Raw genomic sequence first — 20,512 nt, forward strand, 5'->3', positions numbered from 1 at the left:
AGCGCGCGGCCTGTCGCCCTTATCGGTCCCGACGCGGCCGAGATACGGCCGGTCAACGCGCGGACGGTGAGCATCGTCCGAATACTGATCCGGCCGGGTAGGCGTCCGGAGCATGGCTTGTTTCCTCCCTGAGGCCTGACCTTCGAGCCCAGAGACCACTGTGGCCGCCGCGAGCCGGCGAATCAGTAGCGTGACTTTCCGTCTCTGAGGTGGTGCCAGGTACAGGTCGGGACGGCAGCGAGCACGATTGACTCGCGGTCATGGCGCTCCCGCGCGCTCCCGAGAGCCGCAGCACTGGGCAGGTGCGCGGATGCCGGATGCCGGTTGGTGCCCGCGTAAGCCGGGCCATCACCGCGGCAGACGAGTCCGGGATTGGGGCGCTGGCGAACAAGCTGGTGAACGCAAAGTCGGCGCGGACGCACTATGCGACGTGTCCGCGCCGGTGGGAATCTGTGGGCACCTACGGTCTCGGACCGTGAGCCTCTGCTTTATAAGCGCTCGAAGGCACGTCGCCGCCTCCGAGGTCGCCGCGCCTTACCGGCGTTCCGGCCCCGCTCGGCCTGCCCCGACTACCCGCCGGTGATCGCGAGTCCCCGGCCCATCTGGCACGGCTCCGGGAAATCTCGACGGTGCGCGATCGCTCTCTGTCGCTATCCTGCTCTCGGTGCTCGTCGTCTAGCGGCCGAGGATTTCCGGCGCCTCCGCTCACGCGGGGGACTGGAGACGTGGGTTCGAATCCCACCGGGAACAATCGTTTACAAGAAGCGTGATGCAGTGCCGCTGGTTGAGCCTGAAGCGCTGGTCTGCACCCACGCGGCCGACTGCCCGCAAGCACCCGTGCTTGACGTGGCTACCCGTCCGAACGGGTACACATCGGGCACGTGCTGGCTGTGTGGACTGCGCGCGTTGTCGGCCGCCTGCCGCCGATGTGCCCCGGTCCAGAGCTATTAGGACGGAAGGAACGCCGGAACATCGGCGAACAGCGTGGCCAGTACCTTCTTGCTCTTGCCCCAGTCGTAAAGCTGTCCAGGAATGGTTGCAGTGCCCTCGATCGCAGTGCCATTCGGAATGCGTCCGACTTCGATGGTCAAGGTCCCGCCAAAGGTCTTCGGGTCCGAAGGGATGTTGGCCGTGAGAATGCAGCCGTCCTCCAACTGCTCGGTTCCGGTCACAGCTTGGGAGTTGCGGGCCAGCGAGCACAAGACGGCTGCAATGACGTGTCCGATTGGAGCTTCGAACTGGGCGACTTGCGACTTACCCGTCTTGAATCCACGACGCAAGCCATATTCTCGTCCACGAGCCGCACCGCGCAGGAACGCGCTCCTCATCCCTGGCATCAGTGACGGTAGTGTGTTCGCAAACTGAAGCAAGAAGTCTTCAGCACTCATGCTGGCGCGTGCATTTTGGACGCAGGCGCTTACCATGGACTTTACTTCAGGGCGTGCAAGCAGGAGCTCCAGCTGGCATTCGTCTGCCCAGACTGTACGTCTGGGCGGAGTCGAAGAATCCGCGGTCATGCCACTGGATCATAGGCCGGACGATAGCAGCCTGTCCCCATCACGAGCGTGTTACCTCTTAGTCCCAAACTTGCGGCACCGGTAGAGCAGATCAGGACGTTTCGGCTCAATCCACGTCGGGCGGAGTCGCTTTACGGCACTAATCGTCGGCCCGGTTGCTGTACTGCGCTGCTCTACTGATCCTAACGACGACCGCTGCGTATGTCGTCGGCCCAAATGCGGAGATCGCGCCAGTCAGTGATGGCTAGGCGAACAACACCGATCATCTTTTCCACGCTGCCCTCGGAGCAGATCAGGATGTCCTCGATGACGTCATCGGGCGGTGTCAGCTCCTGATAGCAGTCGTGCCACGCGAACTCAAGCACTTCGGTTAGGTCTAGGGCTACCTTGGCCTTCGCTCCGAATACTTCGTTGAAGCGTGCTTGTCGCTCTGCTCGACGCTGCGCCCGTCCAACCGCCACGAGCGGCAGGTTAACACCGGAGCCGCCGAGACCGCTTCCGTGTCAGGGCGGTTCCCTAGCCTCGACTGCTGTCGGCCAGCGGCGTTTGCCTTCGTCCGTTGCTTGTTGCTCGTCGTCTGGTGTCGTCGGTTGTCGGCGGCGGGCTCAAGGGATCAACGCACCGCCCTTTGAAGGGTTCTGATCTTAGCGGGTCGTGGTGTCGTCTCGGAGGCTATGACCGTTGGGCCCGCCGGTTCCCAGACTCTTGCGCCGATTGCGTCCTGGACACCTCGCAAGATCGGAGGCAGCGATGCAGATCTTCACAGGCGACCCGGCTCTGCCAATATGCCCCTGGCTCGTACGGATGCTCCCGCACGCATGCGAGGACTGCCCGCCCGGCTACGCGACCTGTTCGCGCGCGCTCGCGACGGCCAGAACGAGCACCGACCACCACATCGGCCAATGGCCGCCGCTGCCAGCACCATCGAACTCACCGCGAAGCCCTCACCCACGCAACGAACCGACGTGAGCTCAGGCTGAAGGCGCTTCATCACCATTGAACCGACGGACCTCGTACCGTTGATGCGCCGGGCACCACGTGCGAGTGGCATGACCACCTGTTCGGATACGGTACCCCTCGTTGCCGAGTCGGCGGTCGCAATCGACGGCGGATCACGTGCCCATACTGTACGACAGTTGGATTGTAAGGTTCTGTTTCCCTGTCCAACTGTCGTAGATGATTTCTGCTGAATATCGCACGCCGTCGATATTCTTGGCGTAGCGCGCGGCCCCGCCTGCCTGCGGGTCGGTTCCGTCCTGTTTCCAGCCATCACGGGTGAACAGGCTGCGATAGAAGGCGTCGACGGTGGCGTTCGTAGCTTGCCCGCTGAGATCGAGTGTCGCGTCTGCGACGTGCGGATTCCCACCGGGCTGACATGCGTCGCTCCACAGCGGCTGCGTCGACAGCGACGTCATCGATGGCGGGAAGTCGTGGAAGATCGCGAACTGGGTGGCGATGTCTTTCGCGGCAGTCGCACGTCGTTGGCAATCGGCAAGCTCGGTGTGATGCGCGGTTGCGGGCCGCGAGGACGATAGCCGGAAACCGATCACTACGCCCACAACGCCGATGACAAGCGCCACGGAAATCAGCAGTGTCCGCTTTGCGCGCATTCTCATCATCGGTTCCTTCGATCGTTAGGGCCTTGCTGGTAGCGAACCGCGGTGCCAGGGCCGATGCCTCTCGATGTACCGCTGGTCGGAATGCGGGTCCGGCAGTGGCGCTGGCAAGTCGGCGTCCCGATGTCCACGTTCAGCGTCAGTCAGAGTGCGAGTCTCGCACACCGCGCCATCGGCGGATCGACTGCGCCCAGAGCGCTCGGGCGTCGACGCGGACCTCGCGATCGCGGGCAGCAGTTCGGTGGCAGCGATCAGCCGCTCCCGGCGTACTGGAGTGCTTCATAGATCTCCGCCAAGATCGGTAGCCGTGCAACCTGCGTGGGCGATGGTTGAGTTGCGCGGCGATCGCATCGAGCTCTTGCGGGCCCGGACCGCCGAGATCCTTACGCTTGGGCAGGTACTGACGCAGCAGCCGCTTAGTGTTCTCATCGGTGCCGCGTTCCCAGGGGCTGTGCGGGTGGCAAAGGTAGACCGGCACGCCAGCGGCGGCGGTGAGGGTCTGGTGCTGCGCCATCTCTCGGACGCGATCCCACGTCAGTGCGCGCCGCAGCGATGGTGGGATGCAAACCAGACTGCGGATCAGATGTGGCGTGACCTCAGCGGCTTTGATCCCGTCGGGCAACGCGACAACCAGCACGTACCGGCTGGTGCGCTCTACTAGCGTGGCGATCGCCGACGGCCGGGAGCCCATCGGCAGATCGCCGTCCCAATGACCAGGCACCACTCTGTCCTCGACCTCGGCGGGCCGGGCAGTGATCGAAACCATCTCACGGATGATGCCGCGCCCGGTTGGCGGACGTACGGTCTTGGGGCGGCGCATCGCCCGGTCGGTCCGCAGCTTCCGGAACAGGCCGCGGTCGATCGACCCCGCGCGGCGTGGATCGTACAGCGAGAGGTAGATCGCCTCGTGGGAAATCCGCATCCGCGCAGTGTCCGGGAACTGGCGGCGCATCCATCCGGAAATCTGCAACGGCGACCAACACGCGGGAAGCTTCGACTCGACGATCTCGCGCAGATCTTGGCATTCGGCGAGCTTGGCGGCTTTGGGCCGGCGCGCTCACTCGTGGGCCGCGGCGTCGGCTGCCGCCGCGCGATAGCTACGGCGGCCGCCGTTTCGCGTGATCTCCCGCGACACGGTCGAGGTCGCTCGCCCCAGCTGCCGGGCCAACTGACGGGCAGACAGGCCGGCCGCGATGCCTCGCGATATCTCCTCCCGCTCTGTGGCAGTCAGATGCCTAATCGAGCGCCGCTGTGGCTGCCGACGCACGCCGCCGCTCTGCGCGAGGAACCGGCGCACGTGCTGCATCGGTGCACTGAGACCTCGGGCAATGAGGCTGAGCGACTGGCCCTCACGCCACCGCTTCCAAATCTCGTCCTGCCGAGCAACCGAGAACCCGTAGTCACGCACCCATGCCTCCACGATTTACATGATCGGCCACGGGTGGTGCGTTGATCCCTTGAGCCCGCCGCCGTTTCGCGACTTCTCGGTGACTAAATAGCTTGATTCATGCGTACGTGCGCGCGTCAGGTTGAGTCGCTGTAGGCCAAGCGGGCTCCACAATGGCGGCAGGCGAACAGATGGGCGGTCGGCTGACCATCTTTGTCCAAGGCCGCCAGGTAGCGCTCGACCTGATCGAGAGTCCAACTACCCTCCGCCAGCTCGGCCTGCAGCGAGAATACTGCCGCCACACGGGAGAAACTGATCAAGAGCGAGCAGGTCAGGAAGCGGACGGCTCGCGAGCGGTCTGGTCGGAATGCCTCGACTGGCTGAGTGACACGATCTGGCACGTATCTAGCACGAGAGCCCCAGGCCTATATCAAGCTCTGGGGCTCTTTGCTGCTCCGATGACTGTCACTGATGGTGGGCACAGACGGTCTCGAACCGCCGACCTCTGCTTTGTAAGAGCAGCGCTCTACCGCTGAGCTATGTGCCCGTTGGCCAGAGCTTATCGTGCGGGGCAGGGGGCGCTCAAAACCGTCGGCGGGTCACAGCCAGGCTTTGCCGGGGCCGGGGCCCCAGTGCAGGCCCCAGCTGTAGTACTTGTCGATCTCGCTTTGGTAGCCGGAGAAGTAGCGCAGTTCGCGGTGGACCACCATCTCGGGGCCCTGGCGGCGGATCTGGGCGACCGCGCAGCTGCGGGCGCGGGCGGGCGCGGTGGCGGTGCCTTCGAGGCGGATTTCGAGGGCGGGGCCGGAGGTCGGGTAGATCGTGACGGTGGCGCCGGTCTTGGTCAGGTCCTCGGTGCCGCTGGCCACCATGACGAAGATCAGGATGCGCTTGAAGTGCGCGTTCTGGTCCATGTTGATGAAGATGTTCTCGCCGGTGGACGAGCCCATGCGGTCGTCGCGGTCCAGGCGGATGAACGGGGCGCGTGCGTAGTCCCCGCTGCGGCGGCCGACGGCTTGGATGACGCCGCGCTGGCCGTCGGTGAACTCGTAGAGGCAGCCGAGGTCGAGGTCGACGCCGCGGTTCGGGTCGAGTCCCGCGGTTTCGGTACGCCTCGATGCGAGCAGTCCGCGCCGGGCGCCGCGTCCGCTGCCGCTGGTGGCCGTCGGGTTCCAGCGCAGGTTGACACGCAAGGTGCCCGCGAGCGCGCCGTGTTGGGTCAGCGACACCTGGTTGGTCGCCGTGGACATGCCGATACGGCTGAACGGCGCCTCGCCGCCGCTCGACCAGTCGATGCCGGCCATTCCCGCCCCCTTAATTTGCTGATGAGCAATCAGTATTGCGCGTCGCGCGGGGGCGCGGGAGTGGAGCGCGGAGACGTGCTGGGGGCGTGGAGGTGTGGGAGGGGAGGTCTGGGTGTGGGGGAGTGGAGCGCGGAGATGTGCCTGGGGGGAGGGTCAGGAAGGGGTGGGCTCGGCGATGGCGTCGAGGTACGCGGAGAGCGGGCGGGCCTCGCTGATCGGGTTGACGATCGACCACTGCACGATGCCGTCCTGGCCGATCAGGAAGGAGCCGCGGCGGGCACAGCCCTTGGCCTCGTCGAAGATCGCGTACGCGCGGGCGACCTCGCCGTGCGGCCAGAAGTCCGAGAGCAGCGGGAAGCCGAAGTCCTCCTGCTCCGCGTAGACGCGCAGGGAGAACATCGGGTCGCAGGACACTGCGAAGAGCGACACGCCGCGCCCCTCGAACTCGCCGAGCGAGGATTGCAGCTCCTGCAGTTCGCCGCCGCAGATCCGCGAGAAGGCGAAGGGATAGAAGACGAGCAGGGCCGGGCGCTGCTTCAGTTCGGCGGCGAGTGAGCGGTCGGCGCCGTGGTGGTCGACGAGGGTGAAGTCGGGGGCCGGGGCTCCGACGGCGGGGGATGGGGACTGGGAGAAGTCAGGGGTCATGGTGGGGAGCGTAGAGGGGAGGGAGGGGCGGGAGAGGGAAAGGGGCGGGAGAGGGTGGTGGACGTCAGGTTCAGGGGGAGGGCATGGGGGGCTGGCGCGGCTGCCCGGATGGGGCCGCGTTGGTCACGGGCATGCGCGCTCGAGGCGCCGCCTGGGGGCGACGGCCGGTTAAGCCGCCTGGGATGCACCCTTGGCGGGGCTCACCGCTTCCCGGCGCGGGCACGCGGCGCGACCAGGCGGGTGCCCGCCCAGTCCCGGCCCGCGGAGACCGAGCTGGTCTGCGACAGGCCCGCGGTCGGCGCGGCTTCGCCGATGTCGCTGGGCTCGATGTGGCCGGGGCGCCCGGCCTTCGGGGTGAGCAGCCAGATGTGGCCGCCGTCGGCGAGCGCGGTGAGCGCGTCCACCAGGACGTCCACCAGGTCGCCGTCGTCCTCCCGGTACCACAGCAGGACGGCGTCGACGACGTCTTCGTAGTCCTCGTCGACGAGTTCGGAACCGGTCACCAGCTCGATCGATTCGCGCAGCGCCTCGTCGGCGTCCTCGTCGTAGCCGATCTCCTGGACCACCTGGCCGGCGGTGAAGCCGAGCCGGGACGCGGCCTGCGCTTCAGCCGACGCCTCCGGCGCCGCGCCGGGCAAGACCTGTGCAGGATCCGCGTGGTCCGCGGTCGCGCTCACGTAACTTCCCTCCAGTTTGGCTCGGGACCTGCCGGCCCGAGTGCGTTCTTCACGGGATGACCCGGCGGCGTGCCGGGTTACCTTCCATCAGTAGTCCACACGTGCCGCGCCTGCAGCGCAAGTACCCTGCACCCTTCTGTGGATATCCGTGATGCGAGGGCGTCGCCGACGGGCCGGTCGGGGATGCGAACGGGCTGGTGGGTATAGAGAGGCGCGCCGACCGCGTGTGCAATGTCGGCGCGCCGTGTTGTCTCCTGCTAGCCGTGGCTACCAGCCGACTCGAGTGTGCACACGCCTACTCGGGCGCACGCCTCTCGCCGCCGCATGGGAAGGGTTGCTCGGCTCTACGACCGCGTCCGGTCCGGGGAAGACCAGACTCGTGCGCCCGTCGGGGAATTCGACCAGGTAGGGCGGGGCGCCGTTGGCGCCGCGGATCTCGATGATCCTGCCGTAGTGGTCGTCCGAGCCGATGTGGTTGGTGTGAATGTGGAGCTTGTCGCCGATCGATGCACGCATTCGAGCCGCCTCTCGCTGCGTTGGTACTGAGGGTGGAGTCGTAGGGGCAGGGGACCGTCTGTTCACAGTCTTGTCCGGCGAAGCGTCCCGGGACGTTGTCCAGTGACGACGCCGCTACGTACTGCCTTGCATTCCACCTCGAAATGGCTCGATTGCCAACCGGTCGAACGTCCTGTTGCTGGATTCGGGGTACAAGGTTTGGGCCGGTAACGTATCCGGACCGCGAGGGCGGCACTGCGGATCGGATGCGTGAACGTCCGATCATCGGACTCGAGGGGTGCGTGTGCGCCCGTTCGGGCCTCGTTATGTCCCGATTCACACTCGTTACTGCCGAGTAGAGATGACGCCGCCCCCTCCCGCATTAGACGATGGAAGGAACTGTGCGAGACCTCTGCGGCGCTACCCGGCGTGTCGCGGTCTCCTGGAGAGACAGCCGAGGCCGGCGTCGCCCTCCGCCTCCGCGCCAGAAGCGCGGGACGGCCGAACGGCGCCCCAAGATCAAAGTGAAGGACGAGCGTGGCTTCCGGACGAGAGCGTTTCTCGATCATCAGCGACGGTCTTCCCACCCAGCTCCCGGACATCGACCCGAATGAAACCGGGGAGTGGCTGGAGTCGCTGGACGCCGTCATCAACGAGCAGGGGCGGCAGCGGGCGCGCTACCTGATGCTCCGTCTGCTGGAACGGGCCCGCGAGAAGCAGGTCGGCGTGCCCGGCCTGCGCTCCACGGACTACATCAACTCGATCCCGCCGGAGCACGAGCCCTGGTTCCCCGGCGACGAGGACATCGAGCGGCGGATCCGCGCCTTCATCCGCTGGAACGCCGCGATCATGGTGTCGCGGGCGAACCGGCCCGGGATGGGCGTGGGCGGGCACATCGCGACCTACGCGTCGGCGGCCTCGCTCTACGAGGTCGGCTTCAACCACTTCTTCCGGGGCAAGGACCACGGGGAGGCTGGGGACCAGATCTACTTCCAGGGGCACGCGGCGCCCGGCATCTACTCGAGGGCGTTCCTCGAGGGCCGGCTGACCGAGGCCCATCTGGACGGGTTCAGGCAGGAGCACAGCCACACCCCGGGCCTGCCCTCCTACCCGCACCCGCGGCTGATGCCGGAGTTCTGGGAGTTCCCCACGGTGTCGATGGGGCTCGGGCCGATCAGCGCGATTTATCAGGCGAGATTCAATAAGTATCTTTACAACCGGGGGCTCGCGGACACCTCGCGGTCGCACGTCTGGGCGTTCCTCGGGGACGGGGAGACGGACGAGCCGGAGTCGCTGGGCGCGCTGTCGATCGCGGCCCGGGAAGAGCTCGACAACCTGACTTTCGTGATCAACTGCAACTTGCAGCGGCTGGACGGGCCGGTGCGCGGTAACGGGAAGATCATCCAGGAGCTCGAGTCGACGTTCCGGGGCGCCGGCTGGAACGTCATCAAGGTCATCTGGGGCCGCGACTGGGATCCGCTGCTCGCGCAGGACGTCGACGGCGTGCTGGTCAACAAGATGAACACGACGCCGGACGGCCAGTTCCAGACCTACTCGGTGGAGACCGGCGCGTACATCCGGGAGAACTTCTTCGGCGGTGACGCGCGCCTGCGCAAGATGGTCGCGGGGATGTCGGACGACGACCTGCGCAAGCTCTCGCGCGGCGGGCACGACTACCGCAAGGTGTACGCGGCGTTCAAGGCGGCGCGCGAGCACGTCGGGCAGCCGACCGTGATCCTCGCCCACACGATCAAGGGCTGGACCCTCGGCAAGGACTTCGAGGGCCGCAACGCCACGCACCAGATGAAGAAGCTGACCAAGGCGGAGCTCAAGGAGTTCCGGGACCGGCTGCACCTGCCGATCACGGACAAGCAGCTGGAAGCCGACCTGCCGCCGTACTTCCACCCGGGCGAGAACTCGGAGGAGGTCGCCTACCTCAAGGAGCGGCGCGCGGCCCTCGGCGGGTACCTGCCGCAGCGGGTAGTACGTCCGAAGCCGCTCAAGCTGCCGGGCGACCCGGTCTACGCGGACCTGAAGAAGGGCTCCGGCAAGCAGGCGGTGGCGACGACGATGGCGTTCGTCCGGCTGCTCAAGGACCTCATGAAGGACAAGGAGATCGGCGCGCACTTCGTGCCGATCATCCCCGACGAGGCCCGCACCTTCGGCATGGACTCGCTGTTCCCGACCGCGAAGATCTACTCCCCGGCCGGCCAGACCTACGAGGCCGTGGACCGGGAGCTGCTGCTGTCCTACAAGGAGAGCAAGCAGGGGCAGATCCTGCACGAGGGGATCAGCGAGGCGGGGGCGACCGCGTCGCTGATCGCCGCCGGGACCTCGTACGCGACGCACAGCGTGCAGATGATCCCGATCTACATCTTCTACTCGATGTTCGGGTTCCAGCGCACCGGCGACCAGTTCTGGCAGTTCGCCGACCAGATGGGGCGCGGCTTCGTGCTGGGTGCGACGGCAGGCCGCACCACCCTGACGGGGGAGGGGTTGCAGCACGCGGACGGTCATTCGCACCTGATCGCGTCCACGAACCCGGCCGTCGTCGCCTACGACCCGGCGTTCGCGTTCGAGATCAGCCACATCGTGCAGGACGGTCTGCGCCGGATGTACGGCTCCTCGACCGAGCACCCGCACGGCGAGGACGTGTTCTACTACATCACCGTCTACAACGAGCCGAACCAGCAGCCGGCCGAGCCCCCGGGCATCGACGTGGACGGCCTGCTCAAGGGCCTCTACCGGTACAAGCCGGCGCCCGAGGGCGCCGAGGAGCGGCCAAAGGCGCAGATCCTCGCCTCGGGGGTCGGGCTGCCGTGGGCGCTCAAGGCGCAGGAGCTGCTCGCCGAGGACTGGGGCGTCGCGGCGGACGTGTGGTCGGCGACCTCGTGGACCGAGCTGCGGCGTGACGCGCTCGCGGTGGACCAGCACAACCTGCTCTTCCCGGAGCAGGAGGCCCGGGTGCCGTATGTGACCCGGGCGCTGGAGAACGCGCCGGGCCCGATCGTGGCGGTCTCCGACTGGATGCGCGCGGTACCGGACCAGATCGCCCAGTGGGTGCCGGGCGACTACACCTCGCTCGGCGCGGACGGCTTCGGCTTCGCGGACACCCGCGGGGCGGCCCGGCGCTTCTTCCACATCGACGCCGAGTCGGTGGTGGTCGCGGTGCTCAGCCAGCTGGCCAAGCGCGGCGAGGTCAAGCGCGAGGCGATCAGCGAGGCGATCAACCGGTACCAGCTGCACGACGTGAAGGCGGCCGGGGCCGGTCCGACCGGCGGCGACGCCTAAGGCGCCAAGGCGCCTGTGAGACGACGTGGGGCGGGCCCGGAGCGGAGACTCCGGGCCCGCCCCACGCGCGTCTAAAGCGGAAAACGAATCAGAGCGCGGATTTCGCCCCGGCGCGGCCGGAATAGGCCGGGACCTGCTCAAGCTGCTCTTCCTGCTCGCGGAAGTAGCGTTCCAGGATGCGAATATCCGCGGCGTCTTTCGGGCGGTTCAGATACCGCTTCCAGGCGAGGGAATCACGCAGCGAGACCACGCGGATACCGTCGATGACCTCCGCGCCCTCGATCAGCTTGGCAATCGGCCATTTCGGGGCGACCCAGCGGTCGAAGATCTCGATTTCCCCGTCGCCGATCCGCACCACATGGCCGATTCCGGAGGGGGCGAGTTCCAGTTTTCCGAACGTTTGTGCGATTTTCCATGCGGCGCCCCGCGCCACCACGTCCACGTCGCGCAGCCGAGAACGCAGGCCGTGCGCGTAGAGCGGGGCGCTGCCGGCGAGGGCGAAGTCGCCGGGCGGCATCCCCAGGTCAAGGACCTGCCGGATCAGCCGGTTGCGCCGGAGGCTGGCAAGCACAGCGCTCCCATCTGGGCACTGCCCCTATCTGGGCGCCGCCGCACCCAACAGCCAATGCGTGGCGAGAGCCGGGGCCAACGCCATCACCAGGCTGGTGAGGCTGCCGATGAGGAAGTATTCTGCGAAACCCTCTTCATTACGGCGCAGCGCGGGGAATCTCGCCACGGATTTGGCGGTCAGGGTGAGCACCGCCGCGGTCGATTGTCCGGCCAGCACGAGCGAGAACAGTATTGCCCGTTCCAGCCATCCAATGAGCATACCAGCGCCGACTAATGCCTTGATCTCGCTCGGTTCCTCGGGTAACGCCGCGGATTTGAGCCGAAGGGTTTCGGTGTGCGGTTCAAGCACCTGGCCGACTATCACTCCGCCGATGAAAACCGAGGTCAACGCGCCCGCCGAGACCAATGCCACCCGGTCGTCGTGCAGGAAAGCACTGAGATATCCGCCGAAGGTCCCGGCCCCGGCGACCAGGCCGACCAGCGCCGCGAGCAGCAGCACCAGGCCCGGGATCTCGGCGTGCCGCAGCGCGAACATGGAGCGGATCCACGGGGTCTCGGCCGCCGCGCCGTGGCCAGGTCCGAGCCGGCTGCGCAGCCCGAGGCAGGCCGCCGCGGTCAGCACCAGAAGCACCCAAGAGCGCCAGCCCGGGAAGGCCGGGGCCAGGATGAAAGCGCTGTAGGCCACGCCGACGCCGACGTGCACCCGGGAGCTCTCGCGCAGGCCCGGGATCCCGAGCGGGAAGAGCGCGGCCACCGGCAGGCCGACCATCAGCCGGACCACGCTCGCGCTCATCGCCCGTTCCCCCCGTTCAATACGGTGCCGTTCCGTCTCGGTGTCGCACGGGAGGCGCCGCCTCCCACCCTGCAAGAAGAAGACTAGGGGAGGGGTCTGACAAAAGCTGTTGACGAGCGGGACCGCGGCGTAGCAGTGGTGCTGGAGGTAGAGCGGCCTAGAGTTCGAGCGACATGGAGACGTTGGTCTCGACGAAGCCGAGCGAGCGGTACAGGGCGCGGGCCGGGGCGTTGTGGCCGAAGACGTGCAGGCCGACGGTCTCCGCGCCCAGTTCGCGCGCCTTCTCGATTCCGGCGAGCATCGTGGCGCGCCCATAGCCCTGGCCGCGGAACTGTTCGAGTACCTCGATGTCGTAGACGAAGCCCTCGACGCGGCCGGCCTTAAGCCGCAGCGCGATCCAGATCGCCGCCACCCGCTCGCCTGACTCGGCGTCACGCACCGAGTAAAGGTGCTGGTCGGGTGACTTGAGACCATCCGGAAGCAGCCGTGCGAAGTCCGCCTCCGAGAGCGCCACCGCCTCGAACTCGCTCCACTCGCCCGAGATGATCTTCTGTTTCGCGAAGTCGCGAATACTGGCCCGCAGGTACGGACCGAACTCCTCCTCGGTCATCGCGGCGAGCGTCACACGGGGTTGGTTCTTTGCCATGGCCCGACGCTACCGGCCCGCTCGATTCAGCGGCGCGCGGACGACTTTGGGCGCGCGGACTCCGCGGACACGGAGACGGCGGGTCCGCCGGGTCTGCAAGAGTAGGTACGTGACGAAGACTGCCGGGACCAAGACAGCGGGGACGAGCACCGTCGCGGCGCAGAAGGCGGACCCGCACCGGACGGCGGCCGTGCGGCGGCTGGAGAAGGCCACCGGTCCGTTGGCGAACGCCGCCATCGCGCGGATGGAACAAAAGTTCGCCTGGTACCGCAACATGCCGCCGGAGAACCGGTCCTGGGTCGGTCTTGTCGCTCAGGCAGGCATCGCTGCGTTCACCGAATGGTTTCGGCACCCTGACCAGAAGGCCGCGGTCTCCGCCGACGTCTTCGGTACCGCACCCCGCGAGTTGACCCGCGCAGTTACCCTCCAACAGACCGTCCAGCTGGTTCGTACCACCATCGAAGTGGTCGAAGACCGGATCCACGAACTCGCGGAGACCGAGCAGGAAGAAGCCATGCTGCGCGAGGGCCTGCTGCGTTACTCGCGCGAGATCGCCTTCGCCACCGCGCAGGTCTACGCACAGGCCGCCGAACTTCGTGGCGCCTGGGACGCCCGGCTGGAAGCCCTCGTCGTAGACGCACTGCTGCGCGGGGAAGCCGATGACGCGGTACGTTCCCGGGCCTCCGCGCTCGGCTGGGGCACGCACAGCGACATCGCGGTGGTAGTCGGTACCGCGCCGCAGGATGACGCAGAAGCAGTCGTCGACGCGATGCACCGAGCCGGCCGACACGCCAAGCTCGCCGTGCTGGCCGGTGTGCAAGGCGACCGGCTGATCGCCATCGTCGGCGGCGTCGACGGCGATCCGATCACCTCGGTGCGCCCGCTGGCCGGGCAGTTCGCGCCCGGTCCGGTCGTGGTCGGCCCGGTGGTCGCGGACCTGACCCTGGCCGCCGGATCAGCGCACGCCGCGCTCTCCGGGCTGCACGCCTGCGCCGCCTGGCCGGACGCCCCGCGCCCGGTCGCGGCGGACGACCTGCTGCCCGAGCGCGCACTGGCCGCGGACGAGACCGCGCGCGCCGTCTTGGTGGAGGAGATCTACAGGCCGCTGGCCGAGGCCGGCTCGGCGCTGCTGGAGACGCTCTCGGTCTATCTGGAGCAGGCCGCCTCGCTCGAGGCCGCCGCGCGGATACTGTTCGTGCACCCGAATACCGTGCGCTACCGGCTCAGACGGGTGACCGACATCACAGGCTTGACGCCGGCTCAGGCGCGCTCCGCGTTCACCCTTCAGGTCGCGCTGGTGCTGGGACGACTCGCCGAGGCGGGCAAGCCCTTGTAGGGGTTCTACAAAGCCGCCCGCAGGATCTTCGTGCCCGCCGCCGGGGCCGAGACGGGGGAGGCTTCCCGGAAGATGGAAGGGTGCTCGTACTCGTCGCTCCCGGCCAAGGGGCCCAGGCCCCCGGCTTCCTCGCGCCCTGGCTCGAGGTGCCCGGCGTGGCCGACCGCCTCGCCTGGTGGTCCGCCGTCGCCGACCTCGACCTCATTCACTACGGCACCGAGGCGGACGCGGACACCATCCGCGACACCGCGATCGCCCAGCCGCTGCTTGTCGCTTCCGGCATCGCCGCGGCCCTGGCCCTCTTCCCGCACCCCGCGGAGGCCTTCCGCCTGGTCGGCGCGGCGGCGGGGCACTCGGTCGGCGAGCTGACCGCGGCCGCGGGCACCGGGGCGATCACCGCCGAGTCGGCGATGGTGCTGGTGCGCGAGCGCGGCCGGGCGATGGCCGCGGCCGCCGCCGTGACGCAGACCTCGATGACCGCGGTGCTCGGCGGCGAGCCGGACGAGGTGGTCGCCAAGCTGGCCGAGCACGGGCTGACCCCGGCCAACCGCAACGGCGCCGGGCAGATCGTGGCCGCCGGAACCGTCGAGCAGCTCGAGGCGCTCAAGGCCGACCCGCCCAACGGCGCCAAGCTGCGCGGGCTCTCCGTCGCAGGGGCCTTCCACACCGAGCACATGGCCCCGGCCGTCGCGCGCATGGAGCAGCTGGCCAAGGGCGTGAGCACACGCGACCCGCGGGTGCGGTACATCTCCAACAAAGACGGCGCCGTCGTGCACTCCGGCCGCGAGATCGTCCAGCGGCTGGTGAACCAGATCGCGAACCCGGTGCGCTGGGACCTGTGCATGGAGACCATGCGCGAGCTCGGCGTGACCGGCGTGCTCGAGGTGCCGCCGGCCGGCACGCTGGTCGGGCTGGCCAAGCGCGCCCTGCCCGGCGTCGCGACCTTCGCGCTCAAGACCCCGGACCAGCTCGACGCGGCTCGCGCCTTCGTGGCCGAGCACGCCGAGGAGCAGACCGCGGCCGACACGCTGGACACCGCGCCGACCTGGCGCCTGGTGGTGGCTCCGTTCTCCGGCACCGTGCAGCGCGGGCTGCCCGGCGGCGAGAGCGTCGAGCCCGGCGCGCTGCTGGCCCCCGGCGCCAAGATCGGCGCCGTCGTCTCCCGCCGCGAGGAGCGGGTACTGGTCGCCGAGCACGGCGGCACGGTCCTCGAATGGCTCGTCGAGGACGGCGACCCGGTCGCCCCAGGCCAACCGCTGCTCCGCATCCACCCGAAGGCCGAGGCCCACTGAACATGACGCAGATCCAGTCCCCGGCCGGCGCCCCGCACGCCAGGATCCTCGGCGTCGGCGGCTACCGGCCCTCCCGGGTCATCACCAACGAGCAGATCTGCCAGCTGATCGACTCCTCCGACGAGTGGATCAGGACCCGCACCGGCATCCAGGAGCGGCGCTGGGCCACCGCCGAGGAGACCGTCGGCGTGATGTCCCTGGCCGCGGCCGGCAAGGCGCTGGCCTCCGCCGGGATCGAGCCGGAGCGCATCGGCTGCGTGGTCATCTCCACCGTCACGCACCTGTCGCAGACCCCTTCGCTCGCCGCCGACGTGGCCAACCAGCTCGGCGCGATAAACGCCGCGGCCTTCGACATCTCCGCGGCCTGCGCCGGCTTCTGCCACGGCCTGGCCCTCGCGCAGGACATGATCCGCGGCGGCTCCGCCGAGTACGTCCTGGTCATCGGGGTCGAGCGGCTGAGCGACCTGACCGACATGAACGACCGCTCCACCGCGTTCATCTTCGGCGACGGCGCGGGCGCCGCGGTCGTCGGCCCGTCGCAGACCCCGGGCATCGGCCCGGTGGTGTGGGGCGCGGACGGCGGCCAGCTCGACGCGATCGGCCAGACCTTCTCCTGGGACGCGCTGCGCCACCAGCCCGACCTCGGCTTCCCGGCGCTGCGCATGTCCGGCCAGCAGGTCTTCCGCTGGGCCTCCTACCAGATGGTCCCGGTCGCGAAGAAGGCGCTCGAGCGGGCCGGGATCACCGCCGACCAGCTCGACGCGTTCATCCCGCACCAGGCGAACATGCGGATCACCGACGCGATGATCAAGGCGCTCAAGCTGCCGGAGCACGTGCCGGTCGCCCGCGACATCGCGACCCAGGGCAACACCTCCGCGGCGTCCATCCCGCTGGCTATGGAGCGGATGCTGGAGGAGGGCGAGGCTCCGCACGGCGGCGCCGCGCTGCTGATCGGCTTCGGCGCCGGCCTGGTGTACGCCGCGCAAGTCGTCGTGTTGCCGTAAATGTACGCTGCCCTGGTTTGATGAACCCGGGCGCGCGGCACCCGCTTCGCGCCCCGCAGTCCACCCGATGCAGTAACAGGAATCCGAGCAGGTAAGGAAACCGGAAAATGGCTACCCAGGAAGAAGTCCTCGCGGGCCTCGCCGAGATCGTGAACGAAGTGGCCGGGATCGAGGAGAGCGAGGTCCAGCTGGACAAGTCGTTCACCGGCGACCTGGACGTCGACTCGCTGACCATGGTCGAGGTCGTGGTCGCCGCCGAGGAGAAGTTCGACGTGAAGATCCCGGACGACGAGGTCAAGAACCTCAACACCGTCGGCGACGCGGTCAGCTACATCCTCGCGCACAGCAGCTGAGGCCGACCCGGCCAACCGGGTGCTCGGCCGACCCGGCACTCCCGGCTGACCTCGCGTCAGCTCCTCAGCGCGGCCGAGCACTCGACCCGGCGGTAGCCTGTCCGGCGGCGTCGCCGCCCACGCTTCCGCCTTCCGAAACGCAGTCACAGCGTACGTACAGATTGGGACAGACTTGTCGGCGTCAACTGAGAGCGCGGCCCCCCGCCGCACCGTGGTGGTCACCGGCCTCGGCGCCACGACGCCGCTCGGCGGTGACGTGGCCACGTCCTGGGCGGCGCTGCTGGCCGGGCGATCCGGAGTAAGGCCGCTGACCGAGGACTGGGCCGAAGGACTGCCGGTCCGCATCGCCGCCCGCGTCGCGGTCGAGCCGAGCGAGGTGATGAAGCCGGTGGAGCGCCGCCGGCTGGACCGCTCGGCGCAGTTCGCGCTGATCGCCGCCCGCGAGGCCTGGAAGGACGCGGGCCTCGACGGAGCACAGGTCGACCCGGAGCGCCTCGGCGCGGTGGTCGGCTCCGGCATCGGCGGCGTGATCACGCTGCTGGACGCCTACGACGTGCTCAAGGAGAAGGGCGCCCGACAGGTTTCCCCGCGTACCGTGCCGATGCTCATGCCGAACAGCCCGGCCGCGTACGTGGGCCTGGAGTTCGGTGCTCAGGCCGGCGTGCACACCCCGGTCTCGGCCTGCGCCACGGGCTCGGAGGCGGTCGGCTACGCGCTGGAGATGATCCGCACCGGCCGCGCCGACATCGTCGTGGCCGGCGGCACCGAGGCCCCGATCCACCCGCTGCCGATCGCCGGTTTCGCCAACATGATGGCGATGTCGAAGAACAACGACGAGCCGCAGCGCGCCTCCCGTCCGTACGACAAGGCCCGCGACGGCTTCGTCCTCGGCGAGGGCGCGGGCATCGTCGTGCTCGAATCCGCCGAGCACGCGGCGGCCCGCGGCGCGCGGGTGTACGCGGAGCTGGCCGCGGTCGGCCTGTCCGCCGACTCGCACGACATCGCCCAGCCCGAGCCGACCGGACGCGGCATCAGCGCCGCGCTGCGCCACGCCCTGGCCGACGGCCGGATCGACCCGGCGCAGATCGTGCACCTCAACGCGCACGCCACCTCGACCCCGCTCGGCGACGTGGCCGAACTCGTCGCGCTGCGCGCGGTGCTCGGCGAGGCGGCCGAGAACGTGGCGATCTCCGCGACCAAGTCGATGACCGGGCACCTGCTCGGCGGCGCCGGCGGCGTGGAGACGGTGTTCTCGGTCTTGGCGCTGCACGAGCTGCTCGCCCCGCCGACGATCAACGTCGACGACCTCGACAACGAGGTGAACCTGGACATCGTGCGGGTCCAGCCGCGCCGGCTGCCGGCCGAGACGAGCGCCGGACCGGCGGTGGCGCTCAACAACTCCTTCGGCTTCGGCGGACACAACGTGGTGCTCGCGCTGCGCCGCGTCTGACGGTCGGCCCGCGCAGCTACCGAGTCGCCCGAAGCTGGTCGTCCCTTTGAAGGCACCGGCACTTTTAGGAGAGCCGTCCACCATGACCGCTGTCGTAGACACCTCCGAGAAGCCCGCGCCCGCCGGCACCCCCAAGGCGGCCGACCCGGCCAAGCCCGCGAAGCCGTCCCGCGAGGACGACCCGCGCAACCCGCTCAAGCGGCTGGCCAAGCTGTTCGACTCGGGCACGGTCGAGCTGCTCACCCCGTTCGACGACTCCGGTTTCGTGGCCGCGCAGGGCCTGATTGAAGGAACCCGGGCGTGCGCCTACGCCTCGGACCCGACCGTCCAGGGCGGCGCGATGGGCGACCTCGGCTGCAAGGCGATCCTGGTCGCCTACGAGAAGGCGCTGGCCGACGGCGTTCCGGTGATCGGGCTGCTGCACTCGGGCGGTGCGCGCCTGGCCGAGGGCGTGCTCTCCCTCCACGCGGTCGGGCAGGTCTTCGCCATGCAGACCCGCGCCTCCGGCAAGATCCCGCAGATCTCGCTCGTGCTCGGGCCGGCTGCCGGGGGCGCCGCGTACGGGCCCGCGCTCACCGACATCGTGGTGCTCGGCCCGGCCGGGCGAGTGTTCGTCACCGGCCCCGAGGTGGTGCGCTCGGTCACCGGCGAGGCGGTGGACATGGACCGGCTCGGCGGGCCCGAGCCGCACGGCCGCCGCTCCGGCGTGGTGCACGTGGTCACGAGCAGCGACGAGGACGCCTTCGCCAACACCCGGCGGCTGGCCTCGCTGCTCGGCGACCAGCGGACCATGGACCTGGACTCGATCACCGAGCGCGACCTGGCCGGGCTGCTGCCCGAGTCGCCCAAGCGCGCCTACGACGTGCACCCGCTGGTCAACGGCGTGCTGGACGGCTCCGGCGTGGAGCTGCACCCGAAGTGGGCGCCGAACATCGTCACCACCCTCGGCCGGTTCGGCGGCCGCACGGTCGGCGTCATCGCGAACAACCCGCTGCGGCTCGGCGGCTGCCTCGACTCGGCCTCCGCGGAGAAGGCCGCGCGCTTCGTGCGGATGTGTGACGCGTTCGGCGTTCCGCTGGTGGTCCTGGTCGACGTGCCGGGCTACCTTCCCGGCGTCGGCCAGGAATGGGACGGCGTGGTGCGCCGCGGCGCGAAGTTGCTGCACGCGTTCGCCGAGGCGGTCGTGCCGCGGGTCACCCTGGTCACCCGCAAGACTTACGGCGGCGCGTACATCGCGATGAACTCGCGCGCGCTCGGCGCCACCCGCGTCTTCGCCTGGCCGACAGCCGAGGTGGCGGTGATGGGCGCGGTCGCGGCGGTGCGGGTGCTGCACCGGCGCAAGCTGGCCGAGGTGGCCGAGGACGTGCGCCCGCAGCTTGAGCTCGAACTGGCCGCCGAGCACACGCGGGTGGCCGGCGGGCTGGACAAGGCCGTGCAGATCGGCGTCGTGGACGAGGTGGTCGAGCCGACCGCGACCCGCCGCGCGCTGGCCGCAGCGATCGCCGCCGCCCCGCAGCGCCGCGGACAGCACGGAAACATTCCGCTCTGATCGCGCGGAAAGCCCGCGCGCTCACCAGTGACCTATAAGTGGTCGAATTCAGCGAACCGGGACCGCGCCGCGGCGCCGCCCCGGTTCGTCCCTTTTCGGATTAGCACTCTCGTTCCGACGTGCTCCCGCAGGCGTCTATCGCTCGAACGAGTGAACCGCAAGCCCGGGTGCTTCTGACATTCCGGACCGTAGTCTGGTCGTTAGATGGCGTTCCCCTTGCGTCATCGGGTATGTACCTATCGAGTCGGGAAGGATCATGCACGGTTAGTCGTACCTGCGGCACGGCGAAGGGAGGGATGCCCGGTGTGGATCGGATACCGGTCGGTGTTCGGCGTGGACTGGAAGGAAGCCAACCGCGGCCCCGAAATCGCCGCCGACCGGATGGCTCGCTGGCTGGCCCGCGAGGGATTCGACGCCGAATTCGACGCCGTGCCGGGACGCTACCGGGTAGGCAACGGCGCCGTGCTCACCCAGACCGAGGCCGCCGAGTCCGGGCGGTTCAAGGCGGTGCGGTACCGGCTCAAAGAGGCGCCGCGCGCGGGCGTGCACTGGTACACCTCGCTGACTTTCGTTTCCCTCTCCCGGCG

19 protein-coding genes, 1 tRNA gene and 1 pseudogene are annotated in these 20,512 nt (G+C 68.8%); 8 read left to right on the forward strand and 13 right to left on the reverse strand.

Annotation, left to right across the window (positions count from 1 at the left end; all coding sequences use genetic code 11):
* Window positions 1-947 precede the first annotated feature (947 nt).
* The 10 genes and pseudogenes from VFA06_RS03905 to VFA06_RS03950 form a co-directional block, all read right to left on the reverse strand.
* Window positions 948-1,388 (reverse strand): hypothetical protein, encoded by a 441-nt coding sequence (locus VFA06_RS03905; RefSeq protein ID WP_324838990.1) that lies wholly within the window; start codon window positions 1,386-1,388, stop codon window positions 948-950.
* A gap of 311 nt (window positions 1,389-1,699) precedes the next feature.
* Window positions 1,700-1,978, reverse strand: a complete 279-nt coding sequence (locus VFA06_RS03910; protein ID WP_324838991.1) for a hypothetical protein — start codon at window positions 1,976-1,978, stop codon at window positions 1,700-1,702.
* 651 nt (window positions 1,979-2,629) lie between these two features.
* Window positions 2,630-3,133: a hypothetical protein gene (locus VFA06_RS03915; protein ID WP_324838992.1), complete on the reverse strand. Its 504-nt coding sequence runs from the start codon at window positions 3,131-3,133 to the stop codon at window positions 2,630-2,632.
* A 295-nt stretch (window positions 3,134-3,428) separates the two neighbouring features.
* Window positions 3,429-4,541 (reverse strand): annotated as a pseudogene (locus VFA06_RS26195) (IS30 family transposase); the annotation flags it as partial.
* Between the two features lie 116 nt (window positions 4,542-4,657).
* On the reverse strand, window positions 4,658-4,921 hold the full coding sequence (locus VFA06_RS25815; RefSeq protein ID WP_349260039.1) for a CbrC family protein: 264 nt from the start codon (window positions 4,919-4,921) through the stop codon (window positions 4,658-4,660).
* A gap of 71 nt (window positions 4,922-4,992) precedes the next feature.
* Window positions 4,993-5,067: transfer RNA gene (locus tag VFA06_RS03930), tRNA-Val, on the reverse strand.
* Window positions 5,068-5,119: 52 nt separating this feature from the next.
* Entirely contained in the window at window positions 5,120-5,824 is a 705-nt protein-coding gene (locus tag VFA06_RS03935) for a hypothetical protein (protein WP_324838994.1), read from the reverse strand.
* 153 nt (window positions 5,825-5,977) lie between these two features.
* Window positions 5,978-6,469 (reverse strand): peroxiredoxin, encoded by a 492-nt coding sequence (locus VFA06_RS03940; protein ID WP_324838995.1) that lies wholly within the window; start codon window positions 6,467-6,469, stop codon window positions 5,978-5,980.
* Between the two features lie 200 nt (window positions 6,470-6,669).
* A complete protein-coding gene (locus VFA06_RS03945) occupies window positions 6,670-7,146 on the reverse strand; it encodes a DUF3052 domain-containing protein (RefSeq protein WP_324838996.1) in 477 nt (158 codons plus the stop codon).
* Window positions 7,147-7,413: 267 nt separating this feature from the next.
* A complete protein-coding gene (locus VFA06_RS03950; RefSeq protein WP_324838997.1) occupies window positions 7,414-7,662 on the reverse strand; it encodes a DUF1918 domain-containing protein in 249 nt (82 codons plus the stop codon).
* A 516-nt stretch (window positions 7,663-8,178) separates the two neighbouring features.
* Between VFA06_RS03950 and aceE the strand changes: the two genes are divergently transcribed.
* On the forward strand, window positions 8,179-10,932 hold the full coding sequence (gene aceE / locus VFA06_RS03955; protein WP_349260040.1) for a pyruvate dehydrogenase (acetyl-transferring), homodimeric type: 2,754 nt from the start codon (window positions 8,179-8,181) through the stop codon (window positions 10,930-10,932).
* 88 nt (window positions 10,933-11,020) lie between these two features.
* Here aceE and VFA06_RS03960 read toward each other — a convergent pair whose 3' ends face one another.
* The 3 genes from VFA06_RS03960 to VFA06_RS03970 all read right to left on the reverse strand — a co-directional run bounded on the left by VFA06_RS03960 (window position 11,021) and on the right by VFA06_RS03970 (window position 12,941).
* Entirely contained in the window at window positions 11,021-11,503 is a 483-nt protein-coding gene (locus VFA06_RS03960) for a hypothetical protein (protein ID WP_324838998.1), read from the reverse strand.
* Window positions 11,504-11,527: 24 nt separating this feature from the next.
* The gene (locus tag VFA06_RS03965) at window positions 11,528-12,295 is read right to left on the reverse strand and encodes a hypothetical protein (RefSeq protein ID WP_324838999.1); all 768 of its coding nucleotides are present in this window, start codon (window positions 12,293-12,295) and stop codon (window positions 11,528-11,530) included.
* A 157-nt stretch (window positions 12,296-12,452) separates the two neighbouring features.
* On the reverse strand, window positions 12,453-12,941 hold the full coding sequence (locus tag VFA06_RS03970; RefSeq protein WP_324839000.1) for a GNAT family N-acetyltransferase: 489 nt from the start codon (window positions 12,939-12,941) through the stop codon (window positions 12,453-12,455).
* Window positions 12,942-13,050: 109 nt separating this feature from the next.
* Here VFA06_RS03970 and VFA06_RS03975 point away from each other — a divergent pair, with 109 nt between their 5' ends.
* The 7 genes from VFA06_RS03975 to VFA06_RS04005 form a co-directional block, all read left to right on the forward strand.
* On the forward strand, window positions 13,051-14,277 hold the full coding sequence (locus tag VFA06_RS03975; RefSeq protein ID WP_324839001.1) for a PucR family transcriptional regulator: 1,227 nt from the start codon (window positions 13,051-13,053) through the stop codon (window positions 14,275-14,277).
* Window positions 14,278-14,357: 80 nt separating this feature from the next.
* A complete protein-coding gene (locus VFA06_RS03980) occupies window positions 14,358-15,569 on the forward strand; it encodes an acyltransferase domain-containing protein (RefSeq protein WP_324839002.1) in 1,212 nt (403 codons plus the stop codon).
* 2 nt (window positions 15,570-15,571) lie between these two features.
* Complete coding sequence (locus VFA06_RS03985; protein ID WP_324839003.1) at window positions 15,572-16,573, forward strand: beta-ketoacyl-ACP synthase III; 1,002 nt, start codon at window positions 15,572-15,574, stop codon at window positions 16,571-16,573.
* A 107-nt stretch (window positions 16,574-16,680) separates the two neighbouring features.
* Window positions 16,681-16,926 (forward strand): acyl carrier protein, encoded by a 246-nt coding sequence (locus tag VFA06_RS03990; protein ID WP_324839004.1) that lies wholly within the window; start codon window positions 16,681-16,683, stop codon window positions 16,924-16,926.
* A 172-nt stretch (window positions 16,927-17,098) separates the two neighbouring features.
* Window positions 17,099-18,376, forward strand: a complete 1,278-nt coding sequence (gene fabF, locus VFA06_RS03995) for a beta-ketoacyl-ACP synthase II (protein WP_324839005.1) — start codon at window positions 17,099-17,101, stop codon at window positions 18,374-18,376.
* Between the two features lie 82 nt (window positions 18,377-18,458).
* A complete protein-coding gene (locus VFA06_RS04000; RefSeq protein WP_324839006.1) occupies window positions 18,459-19,925 on the forward strand; it encodes a carboxyl transferase domain-containing protein in 1,467 nt (488 codons plus the stop codon).
* A 303-nt stretch (window positions 19,926-20,228) separates the two neighbouring features.
* On the forward strand, window positions 20,229-20,512 hold a 284-nt coding region (locus VFA06_RS04005; RefSeq protein WP_324839007.1), incomplete at its 3' end, for a hypothetical protein.

The sequence above is a fragment of the Actinocrinis sp. genome (assembly GCF_035653575.1).
Lineage (GTDB): Bacteria > Actinomycetota > Actinomycetes > Streptomycetales > Catenulisporaceae > Actinocrinis.